Origin of the sequence: uncultured Campylobacter sp., assembly GCF_937980635.1 — a bacterium.
Classification (GTDB): Bacteria; Campylobacterota; Campylobacteria; order Campylobacterales; family Campylobacteraceae; genus Campylobacter_B.
On the sequence record NZ_CALJPG010000037.1, the window covers coordinates 21,086 to 43,014 of the forward strand.

At 47.3% G+C, this 21,929-nt stretch carries 19 protein-coding genes; 10 read left to right on the top strand and 9 right to left on the bottom strand.

What is annotated here, in order from left to right:
• Positions 1–30 precede the first annotated feature (30 nt).
• Positions 31–1,176: a PepSY domain-containing protein gene (locus tag Q0460_RS10085; protein ID WP_299086600.1), complete on the top strand. Its 1,146-nt coding sequence runs from the start codon at positions 31–33 to the stop codon at positions 1,174–1,176.
• A gap of 189 nt (positions 1,177–1,365) precedes the next feature.
• Here the strand turns inward: Q0460_RS10085 and Q0460_RS10090 are convergent, their stop codons facing one another.
• The 4 genes from Q0460_RS10090 to Q0460_RS10105 form a co-directional block, all read right to left on the bottom strand.
• The gene (locus Q0460_RS10090) at positions 1,366–2,298 is read right to left on the bottom strand and encodes a D-2-hydroxyacid dehydrogenase (protein ID WP_299086601.1); all 933 of its coding nucleotides are present in this window, start codon (positions 2,296–2,298) and stop codon (positions 1,366–1,368) included.
• Between the two features lie 606 nt (positions 2,299–2,904).
• Entirely contained in the window at positions 2,905–4,089 is a 1,185-nt protein-coding gene (locus tag Q0460_RS10095) for a glutathionylspermidine synthase family protein (protein ID WP_299086602.1), read from the bottom strand.
• 359 nt (positions 4,090–4,448) lie between these two features.
• Entirely contained in the window at positions 4,449–5,036 is a 588-nt protein-coding gene (locus Q0460_RS10100) for a UPF0323 family lipoprotein (protein WP_299086603.1), read from the bottom strand.
• On the bottom strand, positions 5,033–5,671 hold the full coding sequence (locus Q0460_RS10105) for a helix-turn-helix domain-containing protein (protein WP_299086604.1): 639 nt from the start codon (positions 5,669–5,671) through the stop codon (positions 5,033–5,035). Before Q0460_RS10105 ends, Q0460_RS10100 begins: the two co-directional genes overlap by 4 nt.
• Before the next feature lie 277 nt (positions 5,672–5,948).
• On the opposite strand from Q0460_RS10105, the gene Q0460_RS10110 reads away from it, so the two are divergent.
• Together Q0460_RS10110 and Q0460_RS10115 are read left to right on the top strand one after the other, a co-directional pair.
• Positions 5,949–6,572 (top strand): TetR/AcrR family transcriptional regulator, encoded by a 624-nt coding sequence (locus tag Q0460_RS10110; protein WP_299086605.1) that lies wholly within the window; start codon positions 5,949–5,951, stop codon positions 6,570–6,572.
• Positions 6,573–6,898: 326 nt separating this feature from the next.
• Positions 6,899–8,239 carry an FAD-dependent oxidoreductase gene (locus tag Q0460_RS10115; protein WP_299086606.1) on the top strand — a complete coding sequence of 447 codons (1,341 nt, stop codon included), beginning with the start codon at positions 6,899–6,901 and terminating at the stop codon, positions 8,237–8,239.
• A gap of 202 nt (positions 8,240–8,441) precedes the next feature.
• On the opposite strand, the gene Q0460_RS10120 is transcribed toward Q0460_RS10115, so the two are convergent.
• The 3 genes from Q0460_RS10120 to Q0460_RS10130 form a co-directional block, all read right to left on the bottom strand.
• Positions 8,442–8,999 (bottom strand): hypothetical protein, encoded by a 558-nt coding sequence (locus Q0460_RS10120; RefSeq protein WP_299086607.1) that lies wholly within the window; start codon positions 8,997–8,999, stop codon positions 8,442–8,444.
• Between the two features lie 31 nt (positions 9,000–9,030).
• On the bottom strand, positions 9,031–9,759 hold the full coding sequence (locus tag Q0460_RS10125) for a hypothetical protein (protein ID WP_299086608.1): 729 nt from the start codon (positions 9,757–9,759) through the stop codon (positions 9,031–9,033).
• Between the two features lie 119 nt (positions 9,760–9,878).
• On the bottom strand, positions 9,879–10,244 hold the full coding sequence (locus Q0460_RS10130) for a hypothetical protein (RefSeq protein WP_299086609.1): 366 nt from the start codon (positions 10,242–10,244) through the stop codon (positions 9,879–9,881).
• A gap of 620 nt (positions 10,245–10,864) precedes the next feature.
• Here Q0460_RS10130 and Q0460_RS10135 point away from each other — a divergent pair.
• The 6 genes from Q0460_RS10135 (at position 10,865) to Q0460_RS10160 (ending at position 18,991) form a co-directional block, all read left to right on the top strand.
• Positions 10,865–11,122, top strand: coding sequence for a SemiSWEET family transporter (locus Q0460_RS10135; protein WP_005872903.1), 258 nt, complete (start codon positions 10,865–10,867; stop codon positions 11,120–11,122).
• A 295-nt stretch (positions 11,123–11,417) separates the two neighbouring features.
• Entirely contained in the window at positions 11,418–12,263 is an 846-nt protein-coding gene (locus Q0460_RS10140) for a universal stress protein (RefSeq protein ID WP_299086610.1), read from the top strand.
• A 298-nt stretch (positions 12,264–12,561) separates the two neighbouring features.
• On the top strand, positions 12,562–15,042 hold the full coding sequence (locus Q0460_RS10145; protein WP_299086611.1) for a TonB-dependent siderophore receptor: 2,481 nt from the start codon (positions 12,562–12,564) through the stop codon (positions 15,040–15,042).
• A gap of 582 nt (positions 15,043–15,624) precedes the next feature.
• A complete protein-coding gene (locus Q0460_RS10150; RefSeq protein ID WP_299086612.1) occupies positions 15,625–17,526 on the top strand; it encodes an SbmA/BacA-like family transporter in 1,902 nt (633 codons plus the stop codon).
• Positions 17,527–18,036: 510 nt separating this feature from the next.
• Positions 18,037–18,180 (top strand): hypothetical protein, encoded by a 144-nt coding sequence (locus tag Q0460_RS10155; RefSeq protein ID WP_299086613.1) that lies wholly within the window; start codon positions 18,037–18,039, stop codon positions 18,178–18,180.
• Positions 18,181–18,502: 322 nt separating this feature from the next.
• On the top strand, positions 18,503–18,991 hold the full coding sequence (locus tag Q0460_RS10160) for a chemotaxis protein (RefSeq protein ID WP_299086614.1): 489 nt from the start codon (positions 18,503–18,505) through the stop codon (positions 18,989–18,991).
• 12 nt (positions 18,992–19,003) lie between these two features.
• On the opposite strand, the gene prfA is transcribed toward Q0460_RS10160, so the two are convergent.
• Positions 19,004–20,071, bottom strand: a complete 1,068-nt coding sequence (prfA, locus tag Q0460_RS10165; protein WP_291938898.1) for a peptide chain release factor 1 — start codon at positions 20,069–20,071, stop codon at positions 19,004–19,006.
• Between the two features lie 24 nt (positions 20,072–20,095).
• On the bottom strand, positions 20,096–20,368 hold the full coding sequence (gene rpsT, locus Q0460_RS10170; protein ID WP_291938896.1) for a 30S ribosomal protein S20: 273 nt from the start codon (positions 20,366–20,368) through the stop codon (positions 20,096–20,098).
• Positions 20,369–20,519: 151 nt separating this feature from the next.
• Here rpsT and glmM point away from each other — a divergent pair, with 151 nt between their 5' ends.
• Positions 20,520–21,860, top strand: coding sequence for a phosphoglucosamine mutase (gene glmM, locus Q0460_RS10175; RefSeq protein WP_299086615.1), 1,341 nt, complete (start codon positions 20,520–20,522; stop codon positions 21,858–21,860).
• The last annotated feature ends 69 nt before the right edge of the window (positions 21,861–21,929 follow it).

Genomic DNA, 21,929 nt, shown 5'->3' on the forward strand with positions numbered 1-21,929 from the left:
CGTCCGCGGATTTAAAATTTAAGGAAATTAATGGCGATTCTAAAAAGGAAAAAATTTTGGTTCAATGTCCACCTTATTTTGACGCTTATATGCTGCGTGCCGATCTTAATCGTAGCCCTTAGTGGCGCTATTATCTCGTATCACGACGAGATTATAGATGCGTTAAATCAAAGCAAATCTTTCGTGAGCCCGAGCGGAAAAGACGCTCTTAAGCCCGCCGAAATTTTAAATATTTTCAGAAAAGTCAAGCCCGGTTTTACGCTCAGTTATTATAGGATTCCTCAAAACAAAAACGAAGCGATTAGGCTTTCTGGTACAGATTCTGGCGGCGAGTTTAAATCATATTTTATAGATCCTTATAGCGGCGAAATTACTTCGGAAAACATAGGCGATACGTTTATCGGCGTAGCGCTAAATCTACATACTAATCTAGGTTTTGGGTTAAGTAAAAACGAAACTCTGCGGCTAATAGGCAAAAATATCGTGGCGCTTAGCACGATTATGTTTATTTTGGTCTTAATTTCAGGCGTGGTGATCTATTATCCTAGTTTTAGAGGGAAAATTTTACGCGCATTTAGGATAAATTTTAAAGCGAGAGGTTATGCGTTTTTATATAGCTTGCATGGCGCGGTCGGAGTTTTGCTGCTGCCCGTTTTGCTTACGATAAGCGCTAGTGGGCTTTATTGGTCGTATGATTGGATAGCCAAAATCACCAACAGAGCGCTAGGGGAAAAGGAAATTTTTAGGAAAACGAGTTTTACCGAAGTGCGAGGATTTTCGCTTGAGGATGAAGATAAAATTTTAAATTTGCAGACGGCATTTGATATTTTTAAGAGTGAACGCGGTGAGAACTACGAATTCTTTAACATCATCGCCCAAAAAGATGGAGAAAATTTTATGATCTTTTATTTCGATAAAGGCGAAGAGGGCGAAGAGCATATGAACACGATGAGCGTAAACGTTAAAAAGGGCATCTTGCGGCATGCTCGCTATGATGATGCGAAAAGCACCATGCCGCGCCCGTTTGCTATACATAAAGCCGTTTTGAGCGTGCATTCGGGCTATATCTTTGGCGAGGCGGGCAAGTTCTTGTTCTGCGTAGCGGCGATTTCTGTGTTATTTTTTATAGTTACGGGGTTTTGGATGAGCATAAAAAGAATTGGCAAGAAAAGATAAATCTATGAATTCAAAGCGGAGAGATAGCTTGTCAGCGGCGTAAATTTAAAATTTTATCCGAAGCGGCATCGCTTCTTTTCAGTTAATAAAATTTTATGTGTAGCGCTTTGAAATACTATGTGCAGAGTCTTTGTGAGTCTTGCGCCGCATCTTGATCTTGTTAAATTTGCTTCGGCGTTTTAACTGCATTCATTTACCGCTCATAAAATCCCTAATATTCTGTGCGATCATCTTTATCAGCCGTTTGCGAGCCTCGACGCTCGCCCATGCGATGTGAGGCGTGATGACGACATTGCGGCGATTTTTCACACGCAGCAGCGGATGATCTGCTCTCATCGGCTCTGTTTGCAGCACATCAAGTGCCGTGCGCAGGCCTCGCTCATCCACGGCGCGAGCCAGCGCGTCCTCATCCACGATGCCGCCGCGGCCGAAATTCATCAAGATCGCCCCCTCTTTCATCTTCGCAAGCTCCGCCTCGCCGATCAACTCCGCCGTTTTTTCATTTAGCGGAGCGTGGATCGAGATGATGTCGCATGCTCTCAAAAGCGCGTCCAGACTCACTCTGGCAAACTCGCCGTTGTCGTTCGCGCCGCCGGTGGAGTAGTATCTCACATTCGCGCCGAATGCGGCGGCGATGCGGGCGACCTTTGCGCCGATCTGTCCAAGCCCGATGACGCCGAATTCTTTGCCGTAAATTTCGCTGATCGGCGCGTCAATGTGGGTAAAAATTTCGCTCTCGCACCATTTGCCGCTGCTGCCGTAATCCGCGTAGTATCCGAGCGCATTGGTTAGCGCGAACAGCGACGCGAAGGTCTGCTGCACGACGCTTTGCGTCGAATAGCCAGCCACGTTTTTCACCGCGATGCCGCGAGCCTGCGCGGCCTGCATGTCGATATTATTCGTACCCGTGGCGCTGACGCAGATCAGCTTAAGCGCGGTTTGCGCCATGATCTCATCCGTGATTAGGGCTTTGTTGGTGATGACGACGTCGGCACCAGCTAGGCGCTGCGCGGTTTGCGCGGGCTCGGTCATCTCGTAGCTTTCAAACTCGCCTAAGCTCGCGATCTCGCTAAGATCGGCGTCGCTTCCCAGCGTCGCGGCATCCAAACATACGATTTTCATATTTTCCCCTTTGCGTTTTAAAAATTTAAGCCATGGCTGCGCGGTTAAATTTAGCCGTTAAATTTCGTCGCGCGATCGGAGCACGGCGCTTAAACGGCAAATTTTAACTCTGCAAATTTAGTTATTGCGGAAATTTGCTCTAGCGGAATTTTACTATCGCAAAATTTAACTATCGCAAATTCTGTTCTTGCGAAATTTAATGCTCGCAGCGCGCAGGGCGTTAAATTTTAAAATTCTAATTTCGCGCCGAAGCAGGCGTTAAATTTTACCGCCGCTGAAACCTACGTCTAAATTTAAAATTTCAATTTGCGCCGAAGCGAGAGATAAATTTAATCGCTGCTGCCGCTCGCGTTTAAATTTTAAAATTTAGCTCGCGCAAAACTTGCTCTACGCGGAATTTTAGTTCACGTGAATTTGATCTGCTCAAAATTTTATCCGTGCAGAATTCTGGTCGCGCCGCTACGTTAAATTTTACCGTAGTCTCCTAGCGTTAAATTCCGCTGCCGCCCAGCGATAAAATTTACTGCCGCGATAGCCTTGCCGCGAAATGTATCACCAAAATGCTCCGCCCTAAAATTTCTCAAATTTTTAAAATTTGCCGCGCCACTACTTTGCATCCTCGATGTAGTGTCCCACAAATTTTGAGAGATTGTTTAGTATCTCGCCGCCCTTGCGGAAGCCCAGCGCGCAGCCTTCGTATGCGAAAAATACCCCCGCTTGGTAGCTCTGGGCGCGCTCGTCTTTATTTAGCTCGTAAAATTCCTGATATAAAAATTTCTGATTTTCGTATTCGCCGCCGTTTTCCTCTATCTTTTTGCCGTCCGCGTCGAAAATCGCCACATTCGCCCCCTCGCGCGCCAAAAACGGCTTTTTGATCATCTTCTTACCGATGATCGGCGAAAAGGAGCTTTGTAGCAGCAGCGGGTGGTTCGGATACAGATCCCACAGGATTTTCATAATCCCCTTGCTTTGGAAAAGTAGCGTGTATGCGGGGTTTAGGATGATCGCCTTTTGATTTTGCACGATGTTTTTTAAGATGAGCGCAAGCTCGCCCTCCTCGATCGCGATCGCCTCCCAAGGGATGAGCTTGAACCAATACTCGTAGTTTTCGCCGTCGAAAAACACGCCCTCTTCGTCGTTAAATTCCACCTCGTCCACGTAAGCAAAGCGCGTCTTAAAGCCCGCATCCTCCGCGGTCTGCTGCAAAAGCTTCGTCGTCTTTTCATCCTCGACGTTGCCCGCGACGCTGCTAAATAAAATTTTCCATCCCTCGTAAAATTTAGAAAAATCGCTTAGCTCGCCGTCAAGCACCACGAGCCGCTTGAAATTATCGCGCAGCGCGTCGTAGAGGTCGTTGAACTGGCTCGCCTCGTCCATGCCGTTTTCTTTGAGCATCGCCCACTGGATGATCGCCGTCTCAAACACCGCCGTGGGCGTGTCGGCGTTAAATTCTATCAGCTTGATCGGCTTGCCGTCCAGCCCGCCTGCGAAATCAAAGCGCCCGTATAGGTGCCAGTGCACCTCGTTTTCCCAGCTTTGTTTGATTAGATCTACGAGGTTGAAGGGGATGCCGAGCTCGTGGAAGAGGTTGTTGTCGATGACGTGCTGCGCGGCTGCGACAAACATCTCATATAGCTCGTTCGCCGCTTCGTAATACGCATCCGCCTCCGCAGCGCTCACGCGCACGATCTCGTCGCTGACGTAAGGGGTCTCGTCTGCGTCCGTGTGCCAGTAAAAGCCGAGCTTTTCGAGATATTCGTTGCTTAACGGCGTTATCTTTTTTAGTTGCATTTTTATCCTTTTTTTAAAATTTTAACTCATCTGCGCCGCGATCTTTGCGGCTTTTGCGAGCTTTTGATACGCATACGGCTTCGCGTAAATTTAAAGCGCGCAAGGCAAAATTTAATTAGCGTAGATCATGCGCGACGATCGTGCGTAAATTTAAGCCACGCGAGATGTGCGGCTAAATTTTAAACGGCGCGCTTGCGGTGTGGACCGGGCGCGGCAGAAGCGATAAAATTTAGCCGAGCTTCCTCGCGCGTTTTTGAAAAATCGGCGTCAAATCAATGCTAAATTTCACGGAAATTTTAAAATTCTACGCTCTAAATTTAAACTCGCCGCGCAAAGTCGCTGTATGTTTCAAGGCGCGCTTAGCCGCCGAAAAATCCGCCGCTTTTGCCACTTTTACTTCCGCCGAAAAATCCGCTTCTGCCGCTTCGCACCTTGTCGTTTTGCTGCTTTGCTTGATTGAAGCTATCGACGCTTCTGGAGTAGGCGCTTGGGCTTTTATAGGCGGTTTGGCGCTGGCTTTGGTAGGCTGGGTTGTTAAACAGCTTGCCGCCGATCCACGAGCCGATGATGGCGCCTGCAGCGCTTGCCAAGATCGCTTCGCCCAGGCTCATGCCGCCGCTGCTAAGCTGCGCGTTTTGATTGGTTAAATTTGAAGTGCCGGCGTCGATTTTAGCGTTTTCTTCGGCTAGAAGGACTTTGGTTTCTTCGTCGCTTAAAATTCTCTCCGTGCCGTCGAGCGATCTTAAGATGATCTGGGTTTTTTCGCTTGGAAATTCCTCTAAAATTTTATATTTTCCCGGCGCGACCTCTTCGAGTCGCACGAGCGCGCCTTCTTGCAGACGGACATTTTGCTCCTGCCCCCTATCGTCGCAGCCCGCTAACGAGCCCGCCATAACGAGCCCGAAGCCGCTTACTAGCGCATAGCTAGCGATTTTGCGTAGTTTCATTTAGATCCTTTCAGTGATTTTATATCTAGGCTTTGATTTATCAAAAGCTCGTTTCCCTCGACGCGGATAAACTCGCTCTTGCCGATGTTTTCGATGATTAGGCTTTGCGCTTTAAGGCGCTTTTTGCGTTTGAGCGATTTTACGAATTTTGCAAGGCTCGTCCATTCGCTACGATCGAAGGTTTTTTCTTTGACTTCGATATCGTAGGGTTTGGTCTCGCGGCTTTTGCTCGAAAGTAGCGGTTTGTCGAAAAAAGACAAAAAATACCTGAGCTTCTCGTCGCGCTCTTTATACATCAGCTTAATCTCCTCTTTTGAGGCGATTAAAATTTCCTCTTTTTCTTTGTGAAGTCTGTCCTTATCGCTTTGTAGTGCTTCGATTTTAACTTTTAGCTCGGAGATTTCTTTGATGAGATAGTCGATGAAGCTTTGAGTGCCCGCCCCGCCGCCAGTACGTGTGCTTTTAGTAGAGCCTTGCGAAGCGGGTTCGCTTTGTTGCATTTCATCATCTAAAAGCACGTAGCGTACGCCGCCGCTTTCCTCGGCGCGCAAGGAATTTCTGCGGATGCGGTTGTAGACGGCTTCTTTTGAAATTCCTAAAATTTCGGCTGCTTCGCCGATCGAGACTTTTTTCATACAAAGATGCCTTTTAGCGTTTTAGGTAATTATTGCTAAATTTGCCTAAAATAGGCATTAAACGCTTCGTTTACAAAGATAGATTCCGCTTTACCGCAGCCGGCGCGCAATAAATTCCGCTCGCTTGCGCTTGCGCGATATAAAATTTCGCTTCGCTTGTAAAGCCGCGCAAAATTATTTTTTGCTGAGCTTTTAGAATTTTAGCCTAATAATGTTGCTTAATTAAGTATATTTTTTATACACTTACAAAAAATTTTAGTATTTCAAAGGAGGCGAAATGCCCGAATCGCCTAAATATAAAAAATCCGAAATTCGCTGTAAGCTCATTTTAGACGCGGCGCTGGAGCTGTTTTTAGCCAAAGTCTACGAAGCTACGAGCTTAAGCGATATCATCGAGCTTAGCGGCGGCTCGCTATCGTCGGTTTATAAGTATTTTGATAACAAAGAAAGCCTATTTTTGCGCATCATCGAACTGCAAAGTAAAAAGCTTGATGAGCGAATGAACGAGCGCATGCGAATCAATAAAGACCTAAAATTGCGTGAGTATCTGCAGGAGTTTGCAGGGATTTATCTGGAGTTTCTTTTCGCTCCGGAGGCGATAAAATTCTACCGACTGATACTTTTCAGCGGCTTTAACGGCGCGCTTAGCGAGAGCCCAAAAATCTTTTTAAAAAGCGGCGTGCTAGGTTCGCCGAATGCGCTGGATGAGTATTTGGCGGCGCATGCGGACGAGTTTGCGCCCGGACGCACGGCAAAAAGCCTAGCACTATATTTTTGCTTTTTACTTAGAGAGCCGCATTTTAGCAGGCTGCTGTTTTTCGACGAAAAGCTAAATTTCAAAGCGAGCGAGCTAATCAAGGACCGCATCGATATGTTTTTGCTAGGCGTAAAAAAACGCTAATGGCGGAATTTTACGGCGTAAATTCCGCGTTTTTCGCGCCTTTAAATTTTATGAGCGGTTTGGGGCTTAGAATTTGATTCTATCCGTTACCAAGCGCTATAAAGTGCCGCATATCCCGCGCTTAAAATTTTAATTCTATCGGCGCAGAATTTTTAAAACAATTAGAGCCAAAATTTTATTTTCCGCATTAAATTCTGCGCCGAAGTTAGAATTTCGTCGTGGAATTTCGCGCCTCTTGCCTGTGCCTTTAAATTTGCGCCACTCAGATTTTAAATTTAATAAAACCTCTTATAATCCCGCGAAATTTTAGATCAAAAGGATAAAAAATGGATTATGATATCATCATAATAGGCTTTGGCAAGGCGGGCAAAACCCTTGCCGCAAAATCCGCCGCGCTGAGCAAAAAGGTCGCTCTCATCGAGCGCTCGCCGCAGATGTACGGCGGCACCTGCATCAACGTAGGCTGCATCCCGACCAAGCGGCTAGTTACGGCGAGCAAGGAAGCAGGCTTCGTAAATTTCAGCGTGCTCGGAGAGTATTTCGTGCTGAGCATGCAGAAAAAGGACGAGCTCGTAGAGGCGCTGAGGGCGAAAAATTTAGCCATGCTAAAAGGTAACCCGAATATCGACGTAATCGACGGCGAAGGCTCATTTACGAGCGCGAATTCCGTGCGCGTGCTAAGCCCTGACGGACAAACGCGTGAAATTTCGGCAGAAACGATCGTCGTAAATACGGGCTCGAGGGAGGTCGAGCCTAGCTTTGATGTAAGCTCGCAGATCGCTTATAGTAGCGAAGAAATTTTAAATTTAAAGATCCTGCCGAAGCATCTAGTAATCATCGGCGGCGGATTTATCGGGCTTGAGTTTGCTTCGATGTTTGCGGGATTCGGTTCGAAAGTCAGCGTGCTGATGCGATCGAAATTTATGAAAAACGAGGATGAGGACGTGGCCGCCAGCGTCAAATCCGCTCTGCAGGCCCAAGGGGTGGAGATTATCGAGGGCTGCGAGTTTTTGAGTTTAAATGACGGCGAGCTAAAATTTAACCTCGCGGGCGAGAGCAGGCTGATCGCGGCGGATGCATTTTTATACGCCCTCGGTCGTCGCGCGAATACGGGTGAGCTAAATTTAGCCGCTGCGGGGGTGCAGACGGATGCGCACGGCAATATCATCACAAATGAGCATCTGCAAAGCTCGACTGCTGGCATCTACGCGGCAGGCGACGTGCGTGGCGGCGAGATGTTTACCTACACGAGCCTGGATGATTTCAGGATCATTTTTAGCGCGCTTTTCGGAGACGGCGCGCGCACTACGAAAAATCGCACGCCGCATGCAAGCGTGCTGTTTACCCGCACACCGCTAGCTCGCATCGGCCTTAGCGAGAGGCAGGCAAGAGAGAGTGGGCGCGAGATCAAGGTGCTGAAGCTTTCGATGGCGGCGGTGCCCGGCGCCAAGGTCGTAGCGCACGACGAGGGAATGATGAAAGCGGTCGTGGACGCAGCTAGCGGCGAAATTTTAGGTGCGGCGCTTCACTGCGTAAACGCGCACGAGATCGTTAATGAGTTGGCGATCGCCATGGCGCTGGGCGCGAAGGCGGACTTTTTCAAAAATCAAATTTTTACGCATCCTAGCATCAGCGAGGCACTGAACGATCTTTTCGGACAGTTTTAAATTTGAAATTTAACGGCGCTCGGGCTTGGCGATGCCTGGGCGCCCTAGCTAGGCAATGTCCTACTCCAAGCGCCCGGAACAAATTGATCGTGAAATTTAATGCGCCGGAGCGGGTTAAATTTAGACTGAGTTAAATAATTTGAGCCCTTGCCACCCACTCCTTGCTTGATCGCTAGAGCTTGGTTAATTGATTGAAATAGTATTAATTCATAAAATATTCGCGTTTAGGAATAGCAAGATCGCAATCTATTTGGCACTCGGTAAGAGTATGTGGATAAAATTTCTTACCGCAATTTATGCAGGTAAAAACGATTTCGTCCGTCGCTTCGTTTAACATAACTCTATAATCGCTAGGCGACCATTGCGGACATTCGCACGCCAAGTCCAAATCCACGCTAACTACCAAACTATCAAATACAATCGAGTTTAATTCCTCATAGACCAGTCTTAAGTTCTTTTGATCTTTCAATGCTCTAATTTTATTTATCAAGCGATATTTGTCCGATTTGATAATCTTTGCGCCAAAGATATCCTTCGCTTTTCCGTCGCCGTAAATCAATAGCTCGGTCGGATAATCTTTAAAATTTAACTTTAACAGCTCGTCCAAGCCGCAACCGTCGTATTCTTTCATAAGAAACAAAATTTTATTTTCCATAAACCATGTCGCTATGCAGCAGCATACTTGCTCGGGATCAAAAGGATGTAGATTTAAAATTCTATTTTCTAACGATAAACACAAATTTCTAATTTTGGGCTGCATTATTTAATCCATTTAACGGCTAAATTTTAAATTAGACTATCTCTACCGATATTTGAGCGTCGATTTTGCCGCCATTTTCTTTTAAAATTTCAGGAAATCCCAATTTTATAATCTGCTCTTCGGAGAGGCTATAAGAATAGTGGATATTTGACTCTATGCTCAGCGGAGCGACTATTTTTGCAACTTCGCTAAAAGGCAGCTTAACGTCCAATAACGCCACGTAAAAGGCTTCCGTATTGCTATCAAAGACATTTATATAGCAGCCTTTTATATTTTTATCGCCGCTATTTGGAGCCTTGATTATTCTTTCATGGACAGCAGTGGATTCGAAGAAGTATGAAAAACCGGGCTTAACCATATCGATGCACCCAAAAGATCTCATCTGCTCTATGTTTAAGCTATAGCTATATACATAGTAGGGATCGTCTTCATCCGATTTTACGATTTGTTTTATATCTTCCAAATCAAGATCTATTTGCCGCGAATCGGCATAGCTCTCATCGATACCGAAAGATGTTATCTCATAATATGTCTTATAATACATATCGCGTATATGAAATTTAATCCGCTTATCCCTTAAAAGCTTTGGATCTATTTTTATACCGAGTTTTTCCGCGTCCGATTTCGCAATCAATTCAGGCTCGAATATAAATTCTTTTCCAAAACGATCGCTTTGCCCTTTTGGAATTTTAATCCAATACAGTTCTCGTCCATCTCTTACCGGAAAAAGATAACGAAAAATACCTTTTATACTTTTCATTTTTGAATCCTTCTTGTTTTATTTGCTTCTCAAGCCGCTTTAAATTTACGCTATACGCGCTTGGATACTTGGCGCGTATTGAAATTTTAAAATCCGCGCCAAGTTCTTTCACCCGGCGGCTAGTACTTTCTTTTTACTATGTCGTCCTTCTTTACGAAATACTCCGTTTCGTCGCAAGGATAGTAAATTTTACACCATTTATCGTTGCAGCTTTCGATAGGAACAAGTCCTGCCAACCCTGCGTTTATCTGCGTAGGTATAAAATTTTGCCCTGTTTTAATATAAATTGTGCGGTGCACGTTTTTTTTAAAGGCATAAATTTTGCTATCATCGATTTCATAATCCGCTCCGAAGTCGAAAATGCCTGCACACTGACTAATAAATCCATAATTATTGCTTGTTAAAAACTTATTGGGTATCGGATTCATGCAACCGCTAAATATTGCCATCCAAATTATGGCTGATACTAATGTCAAAATTCTCATCTTATTTTTGCTCCTCTATCGGAATTCTATTTATAACGCCTTATGATATTGCTTGTGAATACATGCGTAATTTTAAAATTTTCTGCCTTAATTGCGCCTATCTTTTGAATATTTTATTCCTTGTCGCGCCGATTTTGCACCCCCTTTAGCCGCTCTTTTTCAAATTTATAATATCTTTTAAGCTTTTTATTCTTTTCTGCTTGATTTTACTTTTCTATCTCGGCATAATCTTGCAGCGCGCCTCCGCACTTAGGGCAAACACTCCTATCTTTAACGTCCGTGAAATTATAAAATTTACTTCTCATATTTTTAAAATTTTATCGTAATTTTCCTACAAAATTTTACTTAAATTTGGCTTCAGTCGTTTAAAATTTTATCTCTTTGAAATTTAAATTTCAACCATTGTCCGGCGTTTTAAATTTCTTTGTTTTTTTAAAATGCGCGCCTCAAACGCCGCTTTAAAATTTACGCAGACGCGAGCAGGCGAGGAGTCGCCGCGATAAATTTAAAGTCAAATTTTATTTCTAGCCATCTTTTAATTTGTTTCTTATCTTTGATGTATTAAAATCCCGCTCCGTTTCATTTGCAAATTTGAAACGTATTTCTAAAAAGGAAAATCAATGAGCGAAAGAAATTTACAAATTTTAGGTTGGGCGGGCACATGCCTGTCGGTCATCATGTACGTATCCTACGTGCCGAACATAATGGCAAATTTAGACGGCAACAAAGTCCCATTTCTCCAGCCGCTCGCAGCCGCGATAAACTGCACGATATGGGTTAGCTACGGTCTTTTAAAACCTAAAAAGGACTATCCGCTCGCCGCGGCGAATTTCCCGGGGATCATCTTTGGGCTACTAACCGCAATAACGGCGCTTTAAACCGCGCCTTTAGCGGCTTGATAAATTTCAAAATCGCCCGAGCAGTACTTTTGCATGCCGCGTCCGCAACGCTTTTTAGTCGCCTACTACGTGCTGCAACTGCTCGCTCGCTGTCACGCCAAGCCTGAGCTAGCTTACCACAAGCGCGCCCGCACCTCACAAATCCATTACGACGCGGCTTTAAAATTTCACAAAATCGCCCGCACCGCATTTAAATCTGCCGAATTTAAATAACTTTTATACAAAATTTGATAAGCTTATTTCGGTCAAAATTTTATCTTTAAAAGGACGAAAAATGAAAAAGGTCATCACTTGCGTCGATCAAAATGCGCTTGCCCCGGCGGTTAGAGATTATGGAATTTATGTCGCTAAAACCTTGGGTGCCGAGCTCGTGTTTATTCACGTGGTTGAAATCCCGGAGCTTGGCGAGAATTTTTATGGGCTAGCCGCAGGCGGGATCGTCCTAGGAGAGAATGATATCCTTGCAAATAGCTACGGAAGTCCCACATTAGGCGGCGTGGATGCGGAGAAAGACCACGAAGAAGCCGAAGCGATGCTGGATGAATATATCTGCGCTGCGACTGCTGCGGGCGTAAAGGCGAGTAAGATCATCAAAGATGGCGATTTCATCGACGTTATCGCCGAGTACAAGGACGAAGCCGAAATTTTTGTACTCGGTATCAAGGGCTCAAATAACGAGGACGTAGGCTTTAACGCAAGCGTGCTGATAAAGGAGCTTCACGTGCCGTCGCTGCTCGTAAATAAAGAATTTTCGCCGATTAACTCCGTGCTCATTGCGTTTGACGGTACTGACGCGGCGAAACGCACACTTGAGTTTATAAAGAGCTCAAAGCTTCTTGCGAGCGCACATAAGCATGTCTTGCACATCAATGCGGGTGCCACAGAGGGCGAGCGGATGCTGGATCTGGCGCGCGAAATTTTAGGCACTCAAAACGCCACTTTCAAATGCATCCAAGCCGAAGTGCCCGCCGATGAGATCATCAAATATCGCCGCGCCAATAACCTCGATCTCATCGCTACCGGCGCCTTTACGAAGGGATTTTTCAAAAAGCTCTTTTTAGGCAGCGTCTCCGAGGATATCTTGCACAATGCGCTTGTACCGGTGCTAGTGCTATCGTAATCGCAAGACCAAACGCCGATAAACGCTAAATTCCGTCGCTTACGTTATTTTAAAGCGGCGGAATTTTAGAATTTTAAATTTTTCAATCCTTCGTTTTTCAAATTCATATACTTTTTAAAATTTATATAAATTTTTCTTAAAAATTCGTCAATAGATCTTATTAAATTCCGTTAAATTAGTAATCGCATATATAATTTTATGATTTAGTTTATTAAAAATTTTATTATTATTTAAGAAGAATTGTAAGATAATCCCGCCAGTAAATTGATATAGATTATAAAATCTAAAAAGGATTTTTATGAAAAAGGGTAAAATTTTACTTTCTTTTGCGCTACTTTGCTCGCCGTTTTGGCTTACTGCGGCGCAAAATAGCAGCGCTTCTCAAAACTCGTCCGCCGCAAGCTCCGCCTCTAAAATTTCGTCGTCGCAGAGCTCTGTGCAAAAGCCTGGAAGCCACCCTACCGCTGTAAATTCCGCGCCGCAGGGCAACGCCGTCGTAAGCCCCGCTACTAAAGGTATTGTACAAAATTCCGCGCCGCAAGGCGGTAGTGCTGAAAATTCTACGCTGCAGGGCTCAGACGGCGATAATCTCGGCACCATAAATGTCACGGGCAAAGCCGATCTGTCCACTACCGAGGGCACGGGAATGTATACGACCGATAATATGAATACCGCCACGGGCCTTGATCTAAGCATCCGCCAGACGCCTCAAACCGTTTCCGTCGTGCCCGATCAGCTCATAAAGGATTTGAGCCTTACTAAGGTCGACGACGCGCTAAATTACGTACCGGGTATTACCACTACTAGCAGATTCGGTATGAGTTTGCCGATTTCAAGGGGATTTAACATCGATAATATCCAAGAAGACGGCATGCAATCCACTACCGCGCTTGCGGCGCAGGGGCTTTACGGGCAGTCTAAGGAGCACACGGATTTGGCGTTTTACGACCGCGTCGAAGTTTTACGCGGCGTCGCGGGTCTTACGCAGAGTAACGGCGAGCCGGGCGGAACTATAAATTTAGTAAGGAAGCGCCCTCAAAAAGAGCTCGGAGCGAATTTATCGCTAAGCGCGGGCAGCTATGATTATTATCGCGGCAGCGTGGACGTAACGGGCGGCTTAAACGAAAGCGGCTCGGTTCGAGGACGGCTCATCGGTTTAAGCGGCAAGGAGGGCTCTTATAGAGATCTACAAGGCACCGAGCGTGGCGCGGCATCGGCGATGGTGGGAGCTGATCTCGGAGATTTTAGCGAAATTTTAGCCGGCGTGATCTATCAAAAGACAAGAAGCGTTTATGATCCTTTCGGCATTCCTGTAGTGGGCAAGGACGGCAACGCGTTAAATTTAAGCAAAAGAACGACCTTTATATCGGATTGGAGCAGGTCGGTTTATGAAAAATATAATACGTTTTTGGAACTAAATCATAAATTTAGCGATAATATCAAGGCTTACGCCAAACTAAACTATACTCACAGCGAGAGCTTGTTGAAATTCGGCGGCTGGCACGGAGTGGATAGGGATCCTGCGAGCAGATACATAGGCTATGACAGATACGACAACGGCAGTAAAGAGCTAAGCTTTCAAGTAGGTAGCGATATAAACTATGAGCTGTTCGGACAGAGCCATGATTTTTTTATAAACGCCACCGCGTCGAAGGAGAGATTCGCGCAGCACGATAGAGACGTTTACGGCGGCGCAGCGGGATTGACGTATGAGAGCTTTAATAAGGGGCTTATAAACAACGAGCCTAATTGGAATGATACGACCGCATTATGCGCGCTTGGAACCCGCTGCTACAATCTTTACTACACGACTAAAATTTATCAGCAGATGGTTGCGATGGGCACGAGATATAATTTTAACGATGATTGGCATCTGCTCGTAGGCGGCAGATATTCAAGGCTAAAGCGAGAAAGCGCTACGGATAACTATCGCACGGGCCGCCACAGCGAAGACGATATCGTTAAAAAACACAAGATCACGCCTTACGTGGGGCTTACGTGGGATTTTTCGAGAGATCATTCGCTATATGCGAGCTATGCCGAAATTTATAAACCTCAAACCGCTAGGGATAGAAACGAAAAAATTCTAGAGCCGATCGTAGGCTATAATGCCGAAGTGGGCGTGAAGTCGGAATTTTTCGACGGCGCGCTAAATACGACCGTGGCTTTCTTTCAGATCGAGCAGGAAAATAGAGCCGTTACCGACTACGATTATTACGACGCTACGGGTCTAAGCAGATCGGTAGCCAGCGGCAAGGTCAGATCCAGAGGCTTTGACATAGAAGCAAACGGCGCAATTACCGATGAGTGGAAAGTATTCGGAGGCTATACCTACAATAAAAGCGAGTATATGAAGGACGAGAGGCGTTTTGCAGCGCTAAGCAACGTCGATTACCGTAAGGGTGCCAATGCCAAGCCTTGGATCCCTAAGCGTATGTTTAAGCTCTACAGCAGCTACGAAATTCCGCTCGTAGCGCAGCAAAAGATCACTTTGGGCGCCGGATTTCGCTATCAGAGCAAGACCGACAACCAATATACCAGGCGCAGTATCTCGACGGGCGCTTATTACCCCGCTAACGACATCCCCGTACAGAGCGGCTACACGATATGGGACGCCAACGCTGCGTATGAATACAATGAGCATTTTAATTTAAATTTATCGGTAAAAAACATAACCGACAAGCGCTACTTCGTCAATCAAAATAATAGAGTAGCGGGGCAAAACAACTACTACGGCGAGCCGCGGAATTTTATGCTGACGTTTAATTATAAATATTAAGGCGCCGTTTTGCTCAAAGTCTGCCCGCGCCTTGCTTTGGGCGGGATGCATAAAATTTGCGAGTAAGTCGTATTCGCAAATCTTTATGCTCTCAGATCGCGCGGGTTGGCGTCGGCGCGAGCGCAGCGGGGCTTGCATGAAGGCATGAGTTGATCGGCGCTCATTAAGCTTGAGCAATCCGGTGCGCCGAAGTCTGCAGACGGTCTTTGCGCGAATAACAAGAGCGCGATTAAATTTTGCATTCGTTCGCGCGGATTTTGTACTTGCAAAGCTGCGAGTGGAGCGAGCACGCAAAGGCGCGTGAGCTAAATTTATCGCAATCCGCGCGTGGCGAGACGAGAAAAATTTAAACGAAGCCGCGGGATCAAAATTTAACTTGCGATTTGGTTGATTAGCGATTGATTAGCGCGGGCGCGGGCAGGGGCGATAAATTTAATCTCGCGATTTAATCCCGCGAAATTCCAAGCGAATTAAACGCGCAGACTTGCGAGCATAAATCCGCTCGCGAGATCGCGGGATCAAATTTAATCTCGCGGAATTTCGCTGCAACCGGCGCTAAATTTTAAAATTTAAAGAGAAAATTTGAAAACGCTAAAGCAATTTTTTGAAATTCTACGTCCGCACTGGTTCGGCAAGGGCGCGGCGAAGCTGTGGGCACTGCTGCTGCTCGCGCTTGGTTTTAGCCTCGCTATCATCAAGATTAGCGTGCTGATGAACGCGTGGGACAAGCGCTTTTACGACGCGCTAAGCGAGCTTAAAGGCGAGCTCATTCCCGCGCTCGTGGGCGAGTTTTTGCTATACACGGCGCTCATCGTGCTTTTCATCGTCTGCGGTAGCTGGCTTCGCAAACTACTCGTAATCGTCTGGCGCGAGCGGCTAAGCGCGATGATGGAGCGCAAATGGCTACATAACGCAAACTTCTACCGCACGAGCCTTGATGGAAATTTTAGCGCCAGGGGCGGATCAAATTTAGAAAAACCCGGCGACGTAAATTTAGATGAAAATTTAAACGAGCGCGCAGAGTGTTCCGCAGCCGAGGCGGACAGTGCGGCTTTGCATAGAGACGCAAAGGGGCTTGAAATTTTACCGAGTGCGGCGGAGCAAAATGCGGCAGGGCAAAGCGGCGCAAGCGAGAATAAAATTTCATCCAAAACTCGCGCAGATTGTGAAATTTCAAAAACGATCGCAAAGCTAGACAACCCCGATCAGCGTATCGCCGAGGACAGCTCGCTGCTCGTGCAAAAAAGCGTCGATCTCGTAAAATCGCTCGTCTACAATCTCGCCAAGCTCATCGCCTTCGTTGCGATCTTGTGGCAGGTCTCGAAGGTGTTGAAATTTGAAATTTTCGGCATGCACTTTGAGATCGAGGGCTTTTTGCTCTACGTCGCGCTCCTTTATACGCTGCTTTGCTCGCTGATCACGCATCTCATCGGGCGCAGGCTTAGGGGGCTAAATTTTGCCAAGCAGCGCGCCGAAGCCGACTACCGCTCGGATCTGTTGCTCGTGCGCGAAAACGCAGAAGCCGTAGCCTTTATGCGCGGAGAGGATGCCGAGCGCGGCCGCTTCCGCGCGAGCTTCGGCGAGATCATGAGAAACTGGCGCAGCATCATGAATACGGAATTTCGCCTCGAGTGCTTTTCGGCAAGCTACCTAAAAATCACGAATTTAATCCCGATCTTTGCCTGCTTGCCGCTGTATTTGTCGCGCGCGATGAGCTTTGGCGACATGATGCAGGCGCGCTCGGCGTTTTACAGCGTGCAGGACGGATTTGCGTGGTTTATGGACTATTACAAGCAGATCATGGAGTGGGCGGCGAGCGTGCAGAGGATCTATGAGTTCATCTCGCGCATGGACGACGAGAGCGCGAATCTGCGTGCTTGCGTCACACAAAGCGACGAAAATTCCGCTCGCTGCGAGGGCTTGTCGGTCTTCACGCCTGCGGGCGAGCCGCTGATCGAGGATCTACGCTTTGAGCTCGCGCCCGCGCAGTTTATAATGCTGCGAGGCAAGAGTGGCGCGGGCAAAAGTACGGCTCTGCGCTACGCGGCGGGTCTTTGGAGATACGGCCGCGGTGAGATCAGCCTGCCGCGCACGGGCGTGATGTTTATCCCACAAAAGCCCTATCTGGCGCCGCTTAGTCTAAAGGAGCTTATCGCTTATCCGCAGTCGCCGCGCAAAGACGATGCGGAATTTTTAGAAATTTTACGCAGCGTAGGGCTTGAGAAATTTGCCCGCATGCTAAACTCGCGCGCCGATTACGTTAAAATTTTAAGCGGCGGAGAGGCGCAGCGGCTCAGTTTCGCACGTATTTATTATCACAAGCCGAGCTTTGTTTTCGCGGACGAGATCACGTCCGCGCTCGATCTCGCCTCGGCGCGTGAGCTGCTACTGGGTCTGCGCGCGGATATGTCTAGCCTCGGCATGCTAGCGATCGTGCATCAAACGGGGCTTGAGGACATATTTGAGCGGACGATAGAGCTTTAAATTCGGCCCTTTAAATTTCACGCCGCAGGGATTTCGCCTTTAAATTCATATCTTTTTAAATCCAGATTTATTAAAATTACTCGTTTATATTAAGCGGCGATAAAATTTGCCGAAGCGCTCGGTGCCTGTGCGCATGAGTAATTAGCGCTCGCTACATAGGCGTAGAGGCTCGCATCCGTGTATGCTCGGACCATACATGCAGTCGTCAGCACGGCGGCGCCATGGGCCATACGACTACGCGGCGGCGAGCGGCTTGGAGGTCGGTAGACGGCGCGTGATCACGATTTTGCGCGAAATTAAGTCGGTAAAATTTAAACGCAAGATGATCTGCCGAGGAGACGTCGCCTAGATAAAATTTTAAACCGAGCCGCGATCGGTAGAGTAACGGCGTGCTAAATGAACGGGCTGCGGCAGCGGCGCGATGCGCGGGCGTCGCGATAAATCGGTAGTGCGTCGGATGGCGCGTAACACATCGGCGGCGCAGACGGCACGCCGTAGTCGAGAAGCGGAGTGGCGATACGTACCTACTCGGCGCCGTATGACATAACCTTCGCTCGGGCAAATCATCATCGTAACGGCGCTACGATCGAAGCGAACAACGCTGCCGCGACGACGGATCGGCAGTACAAAGCGGCGCGAGCAGCGTGGTCGTGACGGCAGATCGTCGAAGAGCAGTGCAGCGGGTACCGCGATAGCATGACGGCGCAGCAAGCAGTGTAAAACACCGCCGTGACGCAATATGGCAACCGCGATAACAGGATGCGTATATAGGTAAAGCGCAGTGCAAGTAGCGCAAACGCAGCGATACGATGATGGCGATCCGCGGAGCATATAAGTGAAACAGCGGTGTGGACGGCGCAATAACGTCGAGGCGATACGATAGCGGCGATCGGCGAGGCGTACCGGTGCAGCAGCTTAGCGCTTGCAGGCACTCCGCGTGAAGTCGCTAAATTTTAAAACGAAGCAAGGAGATTTGATGCTTAAGGCGGGGATTGTTTATAAATTTGCGCTCATCGTGCTACTAGCTTGCGCGCTTTGCATTTTGGGCTTTTCGGGCGTAAATTTCGCGCGCGGCGAATATGACGAGGCCTGGATGAGCCTGCATAAGATTGCAGGATTGGGCCTGCTTTGCGTCGCAATCTTGCATATAATCACGAGGCGAAAGAAGCTCGCAAAGCTATGGGGCGAGTTTTTGGACGTGGTTTTGAGCCGCAAAAATCCCGGCTTTTGCAATATGGATCGCATCATAGGCGCGATCGAGACCTACAATATCAGAGAAATTGCCGGTAAAATGGGCTTTGGTGTGGACGAGCTCACTGGGATTTTGAAATCAAACGGTATCAAGCTCATAAGCGCAGATCAAAACCTGCGCGAGCTTGCGAAGCTTAACGACGAAAAAATTTTCTTCATCTTGGTGCTTTTAATAGAGGCAAAATTCGGCAAAGCGGGCAGCTGCAAGGTTTAAATTTTAAAAGGCTTAATAGCCCGCGTTTGCGATCGCTTCGGCTTGAGAGTGCGCTATGAGCGGATCGATGATTTCGTCGAACAAACCGCCCGCCATGATCGCGTCCAGGCGGTAGAGAGTTAAATTTATGCGGTGGTCGCTGATGCGGTTTTGCGGATAGTTGTAGGTGCGGATACGCCCCGAGCGGTCGCCGGTGCCCACCTGATCCTTGCGATCTTTGCGCTCTTTTTCTAAGCGCTCCTGCTCCTGCATATCGTAAAGGCGCGCCTTCAGCACCTTCATCGCCGCCTCTTTGTTTTTGTGCTGATCCTTGCCGTCTTGGTTGGTGACGACTAAACCGGTCGGGATGTGAGTAATGCGAACGGCGCTATCGGTGGTATTTACGGACTGCCCGCCGTGACCGGAGCTGCGCATAACGTCGATGCGAAGGTCGTTCGGATTGATCTGTATCTCGCTATCCTCGATCTCCGGCATGACGGCGACGGTGATTGCAGAGGTATGCACCCTGCCCTGGCTCTCCGTTTCTGGGACGCGCTGCACGCGGTGGGTGCCGCCTTCAAATTTCAGCCGCGAATACGCTCCCGCGCCCTTTACGAGCAATATAGCTTCTTTATAACCGCCGACGCTACCTTCGCTGGTGCTTACGATCTCGCATTTATATCCGCGAAGATCGGCGTAGCGCAGATATGCGCCGAGCAGATCGCCCGCAAACAGCGCCGCTTCGTCGCCGCCTGTACCGGCGCGGATCTCTAAAAAGATATTTTTATCGTCGTTGGGATCTTTCGGAAGCAGTAAAATTTTGATTTTTTCTTCGAGTTGCGGTTTTTCGCTCTCTAAGCTTTTAAGCTCCTCTTTGGCTAGCTCGCCGAGATCGGCATCGCTTAGCAGGGCTTTGTTTTCTTCGATCTGATTTAAAATTTTAAGATACTCGCTAGCCGCCTCTTTGATCGGCTCGATATTGCGCTGCTCCTTAGATAGCGCCGTCATATTAGCGATATCTGCGGTAACTGCGGGATCGCTAAGCATGCGCGAAAGCTCGTCGTAGCGATCCAAAAAAGGCTTTAGTTTATCGGCTAGCATTTAAATTTTATGCGTAAGGAGCGCTTACGCGGCAGTTTTTAAAGAATTTACGAGTTTGGCTAGGCGGCTTACTTTTCTGCTCGCGGTCTGTTTTTTCAAAAAGCCCCTGCTTACGAAGCTATGAAAGCTTTCATTAGCCGTTTTTAGAGCCTGAGTCGCTGCGTCTAGATCCTTGCTCTCGACTGCCTCTCTTACGGCTTTTGTGATATTTTTTACTCTGGTGCGATAAAATCTATTTCGCTCCGTTCTTTTTATGGTTTGTCTCGCGCGTTTTTCGGCGGATTTATGATTTGCCATAACATCCCTTTCGGTTAAATTTGAATCTGCAATTATACGTAAAAAATATTTAATCGACGCTTAATTTAAGTAAAATTTAAATATAGTTTAAATTTATTAAGATTAAACTTTTTCTGGTAGAATTTGCCGATTTTTATACAAGGATTTGATAATGAAACTTTTCGGAACGGACGGCGTACGAGGCAAAGCGGGAGAATTTCTAACCGCCGAGCTTGCTATGCGCGTAGCGATGGCAGCGGGAATTTATTTTAGGAAAAATTCCGTTACGAATATGATTTTAGTCGGCAAAGATACCCGCAGAAGCGGCTACATGATAGAAACCGCGATCGTTGCGGGTCTTACCTCGGTAGGCTACAACGTCCGCCAGATCGGACCGATGCCTACTCCTGCGATTGCCTTTCTTACGGAGGATATGCGCTGCGACGCGGGCATCATGATAAGCGCGAGCCACAATCCATACTACGACAACGGCATTAAATTTTTCAATAGCGAGGGCTTCAAACTCGACGAAAAAGAGGAAGCGCAGATCGAAAAAATTTATTTCAGCGACGATCTAATCGCCGAAGCGCGCACCAAAATGATGCAAATTGGCGCCGCAAAGCGCGTAGACGACGTCATCGGCAGATATATCGTGCATATTAAAAATTCATTTCCGAAGCAAAAGACACTGCACGGGCTTCGCGTCGTGCTTGATTGCGCAAACGGAGCAAGCTACAGGGTCGCACCTACCGTATTTAATGAGCTGGGAGCCGAAACTATCGTCATCGGCGACGAACCTAACGGCAAAAATATTAATGATGCTTGCGGCGCACTAAGCCCGCAAAATTTAGCCTCGGAGGTCAAAAGATTACGCGCCGATGTCGGCTTTGCTTTCGACGGGGATGCCGATAGGCTCGTAGTCGTGGACGAAAACGGCGAGATCATCCACGGCGACGCGCTACTTGGAATTTTAGCAGTCTATTTGAAAGGAAAAAATCGCTTAGCAGGCAATAAAATGGTAGCCACAGTAATGAGTAATTCTGCGCTGGAGGATTTTTTAGCTAAACACGACATCGCGCTTCATCGCTGCAATGTAGGCGATAAATTTGTACTTGAGACGATGCACGAACTAGGCGCAAATTTTGGCGGCGAGCAGAGCGGGCACGTGATCTTTGGCGATTACGCCAAAACGGGCGACGGCATCGCAAGCGCGCTGCAATTCGCCGCCTGCATGCTGGATATGAAAAAGAAGGCAAGCGAATTTTCGGGGATGATTAAGCCCTATCCGCAAATTTTAAAGAATTTAAAAATTTCGGATAAAAAGCCGCTTGAAAAATTAAAAGGGCTAAAGGAGCTTGAAGCAAGCCTCAAAGCGGACAAGATCCGCTCGCTCTTTCGCTACTCCGGCACCGAAAACGTTATCCGCCTCTTAATCGAGGGCAAAAACGAAAAACTGCTTCAAAAGCGAATGGACGAGGTCGAGAAATTTTTTACCAAAGCCCTAAATGAATAGCGTTGCGGTGAAATTTTACGGCGCGACAAGCTCATGGCTCGGTACAAAAGGCGCGGACAAAAAATGCAG

What these genes read in the sequence shown, in the direction of transcription:
- Q0460_RS10120 (WP_299086607.1), bottom strand. Translation starts at nt 8,999, where the DNA reads ATGCAGCCCAAAATTAGAAATTTGTGTTTATCGTTAGAAAATAGAATT.
- Q0460_RS10095 (WP_299086602.1), bottom strand. Translation starts at nt 4,089, where the DNA reads ATGCAACTAAAAAAGATAACGCCGTTAAGCAACGAATATCTCGAAAAG.
- rpsT (WP_291938896.1), bottom strand. Translation starts at nt 20,368, where the DNA reads ATGGCAAATCATAAATCCGCCGAAAAACGCGCGAGACAAACCATAAAA.
- Q0460_RS10160 (WP_299086614.1), top strand. Translation starts at nt 18,503, where the DNA reads ATGCTTAAGGCGGGGATTGTTTATAAATTTGCGCTCATCGTGCTACTA.
- Q0460_RS10115 (WP_299086606.1), top strand. Translation starts at nt 6,899, where the DNA reads ATGGATTATGATATCATCATAATAGGCTTTGGCAAGGCGGGCAAAACC.
- glmM (WP_299086615.1), top strand. Translation starts at nt 20,520, where the DNA reads ATGAAACTTTTCGGAACGGACGGCGTACGAGGCAAAGCGGGAGAATTT.
- Q0460_RS10140 (WP_299086610.1), top strand. Translation starts at nt 11,418, where the DNA reads ATGAAAAAGGTCATCACTTGCGTCGATCAAAATGCGCTTGCCCCGGCG.
- Q0460_RS10125 (WP_299086608.1), bottom strand. Translation starts at nt 9,759, where the DNA reads ATGAAAAGTATAAAAGGTATTTTTCGTTATCTTTTTCCGGTAAGAGAT.
- prfA (WP_291938898.1), bottom strand. Translation starts at nt 20,071, where the DNA reads ATGCTAGCCGATAAACTAAAGCCTTTTTTGGATCGCTACGACGAGCTT.
- Q0460_RS10130 (WP_299086609.1), bottom strand. Translation starts at nt 10,244, where the DNA reads ATGAGAATTTTGACATTAGTATCAGCCATAATTTGGATGGCAATATTT.
- Q0460_RS10085 (WP_299086600.1), top strand. Translation starts at nt 31, where the DNA reads ATGGCGATTCTAAAAAGGAAAAAATTTTGGTTCAATGTCCACCTTATT.
- Q0460_RS10145 (WP_299086611.1), top strand. Translation starts at nt 12,562, where the DNA reads ATGAAAAAGGGTAAAATTTTACTTTCTTTTGCGCTACTTTGCTCGCCG.
- Q0460_RS10100 (WP_299086603.1), bottom strand. Translation starts at nt 5,036, where the DNA reads ATGAAACTACGCAAAATCGCTAGCTATGCGCTAGTAAGCGGCTTCGGG.
- Q0460_RS10135 (WP_005872903.1), top strand. Translation starts at nt 10,865, where the DNA reads ATGAGCGAAAGAAATTTACAAATTTTAGGTTGGGCGGGCACATGCCTG.
- Q0460_RS10105 (WP_299086604.1), bottom strand. Translation starts at nt 5,671, where the DNA reads ATGAAAAAAGTCTCGATCGGCGAAGCAGCCGAAATTTTAGGAATTTCA.
- Q0460_RS10090 (WP_299086601.1), bottom strand. Translation starts at nt 2,298, where the DNA reads ATGAAAATCGTATGTTTGGATGCCGCGACGCTGGGAAGCGACGCCGAT.
- Q0460_RS10110 (WP_299086605.1), top strand. Translation starts at nt 5,949, where the DNA reads ATGCCCGAATCGCCTAAATATAAAAAATCCGAAATTCGCTGTAAGCTC.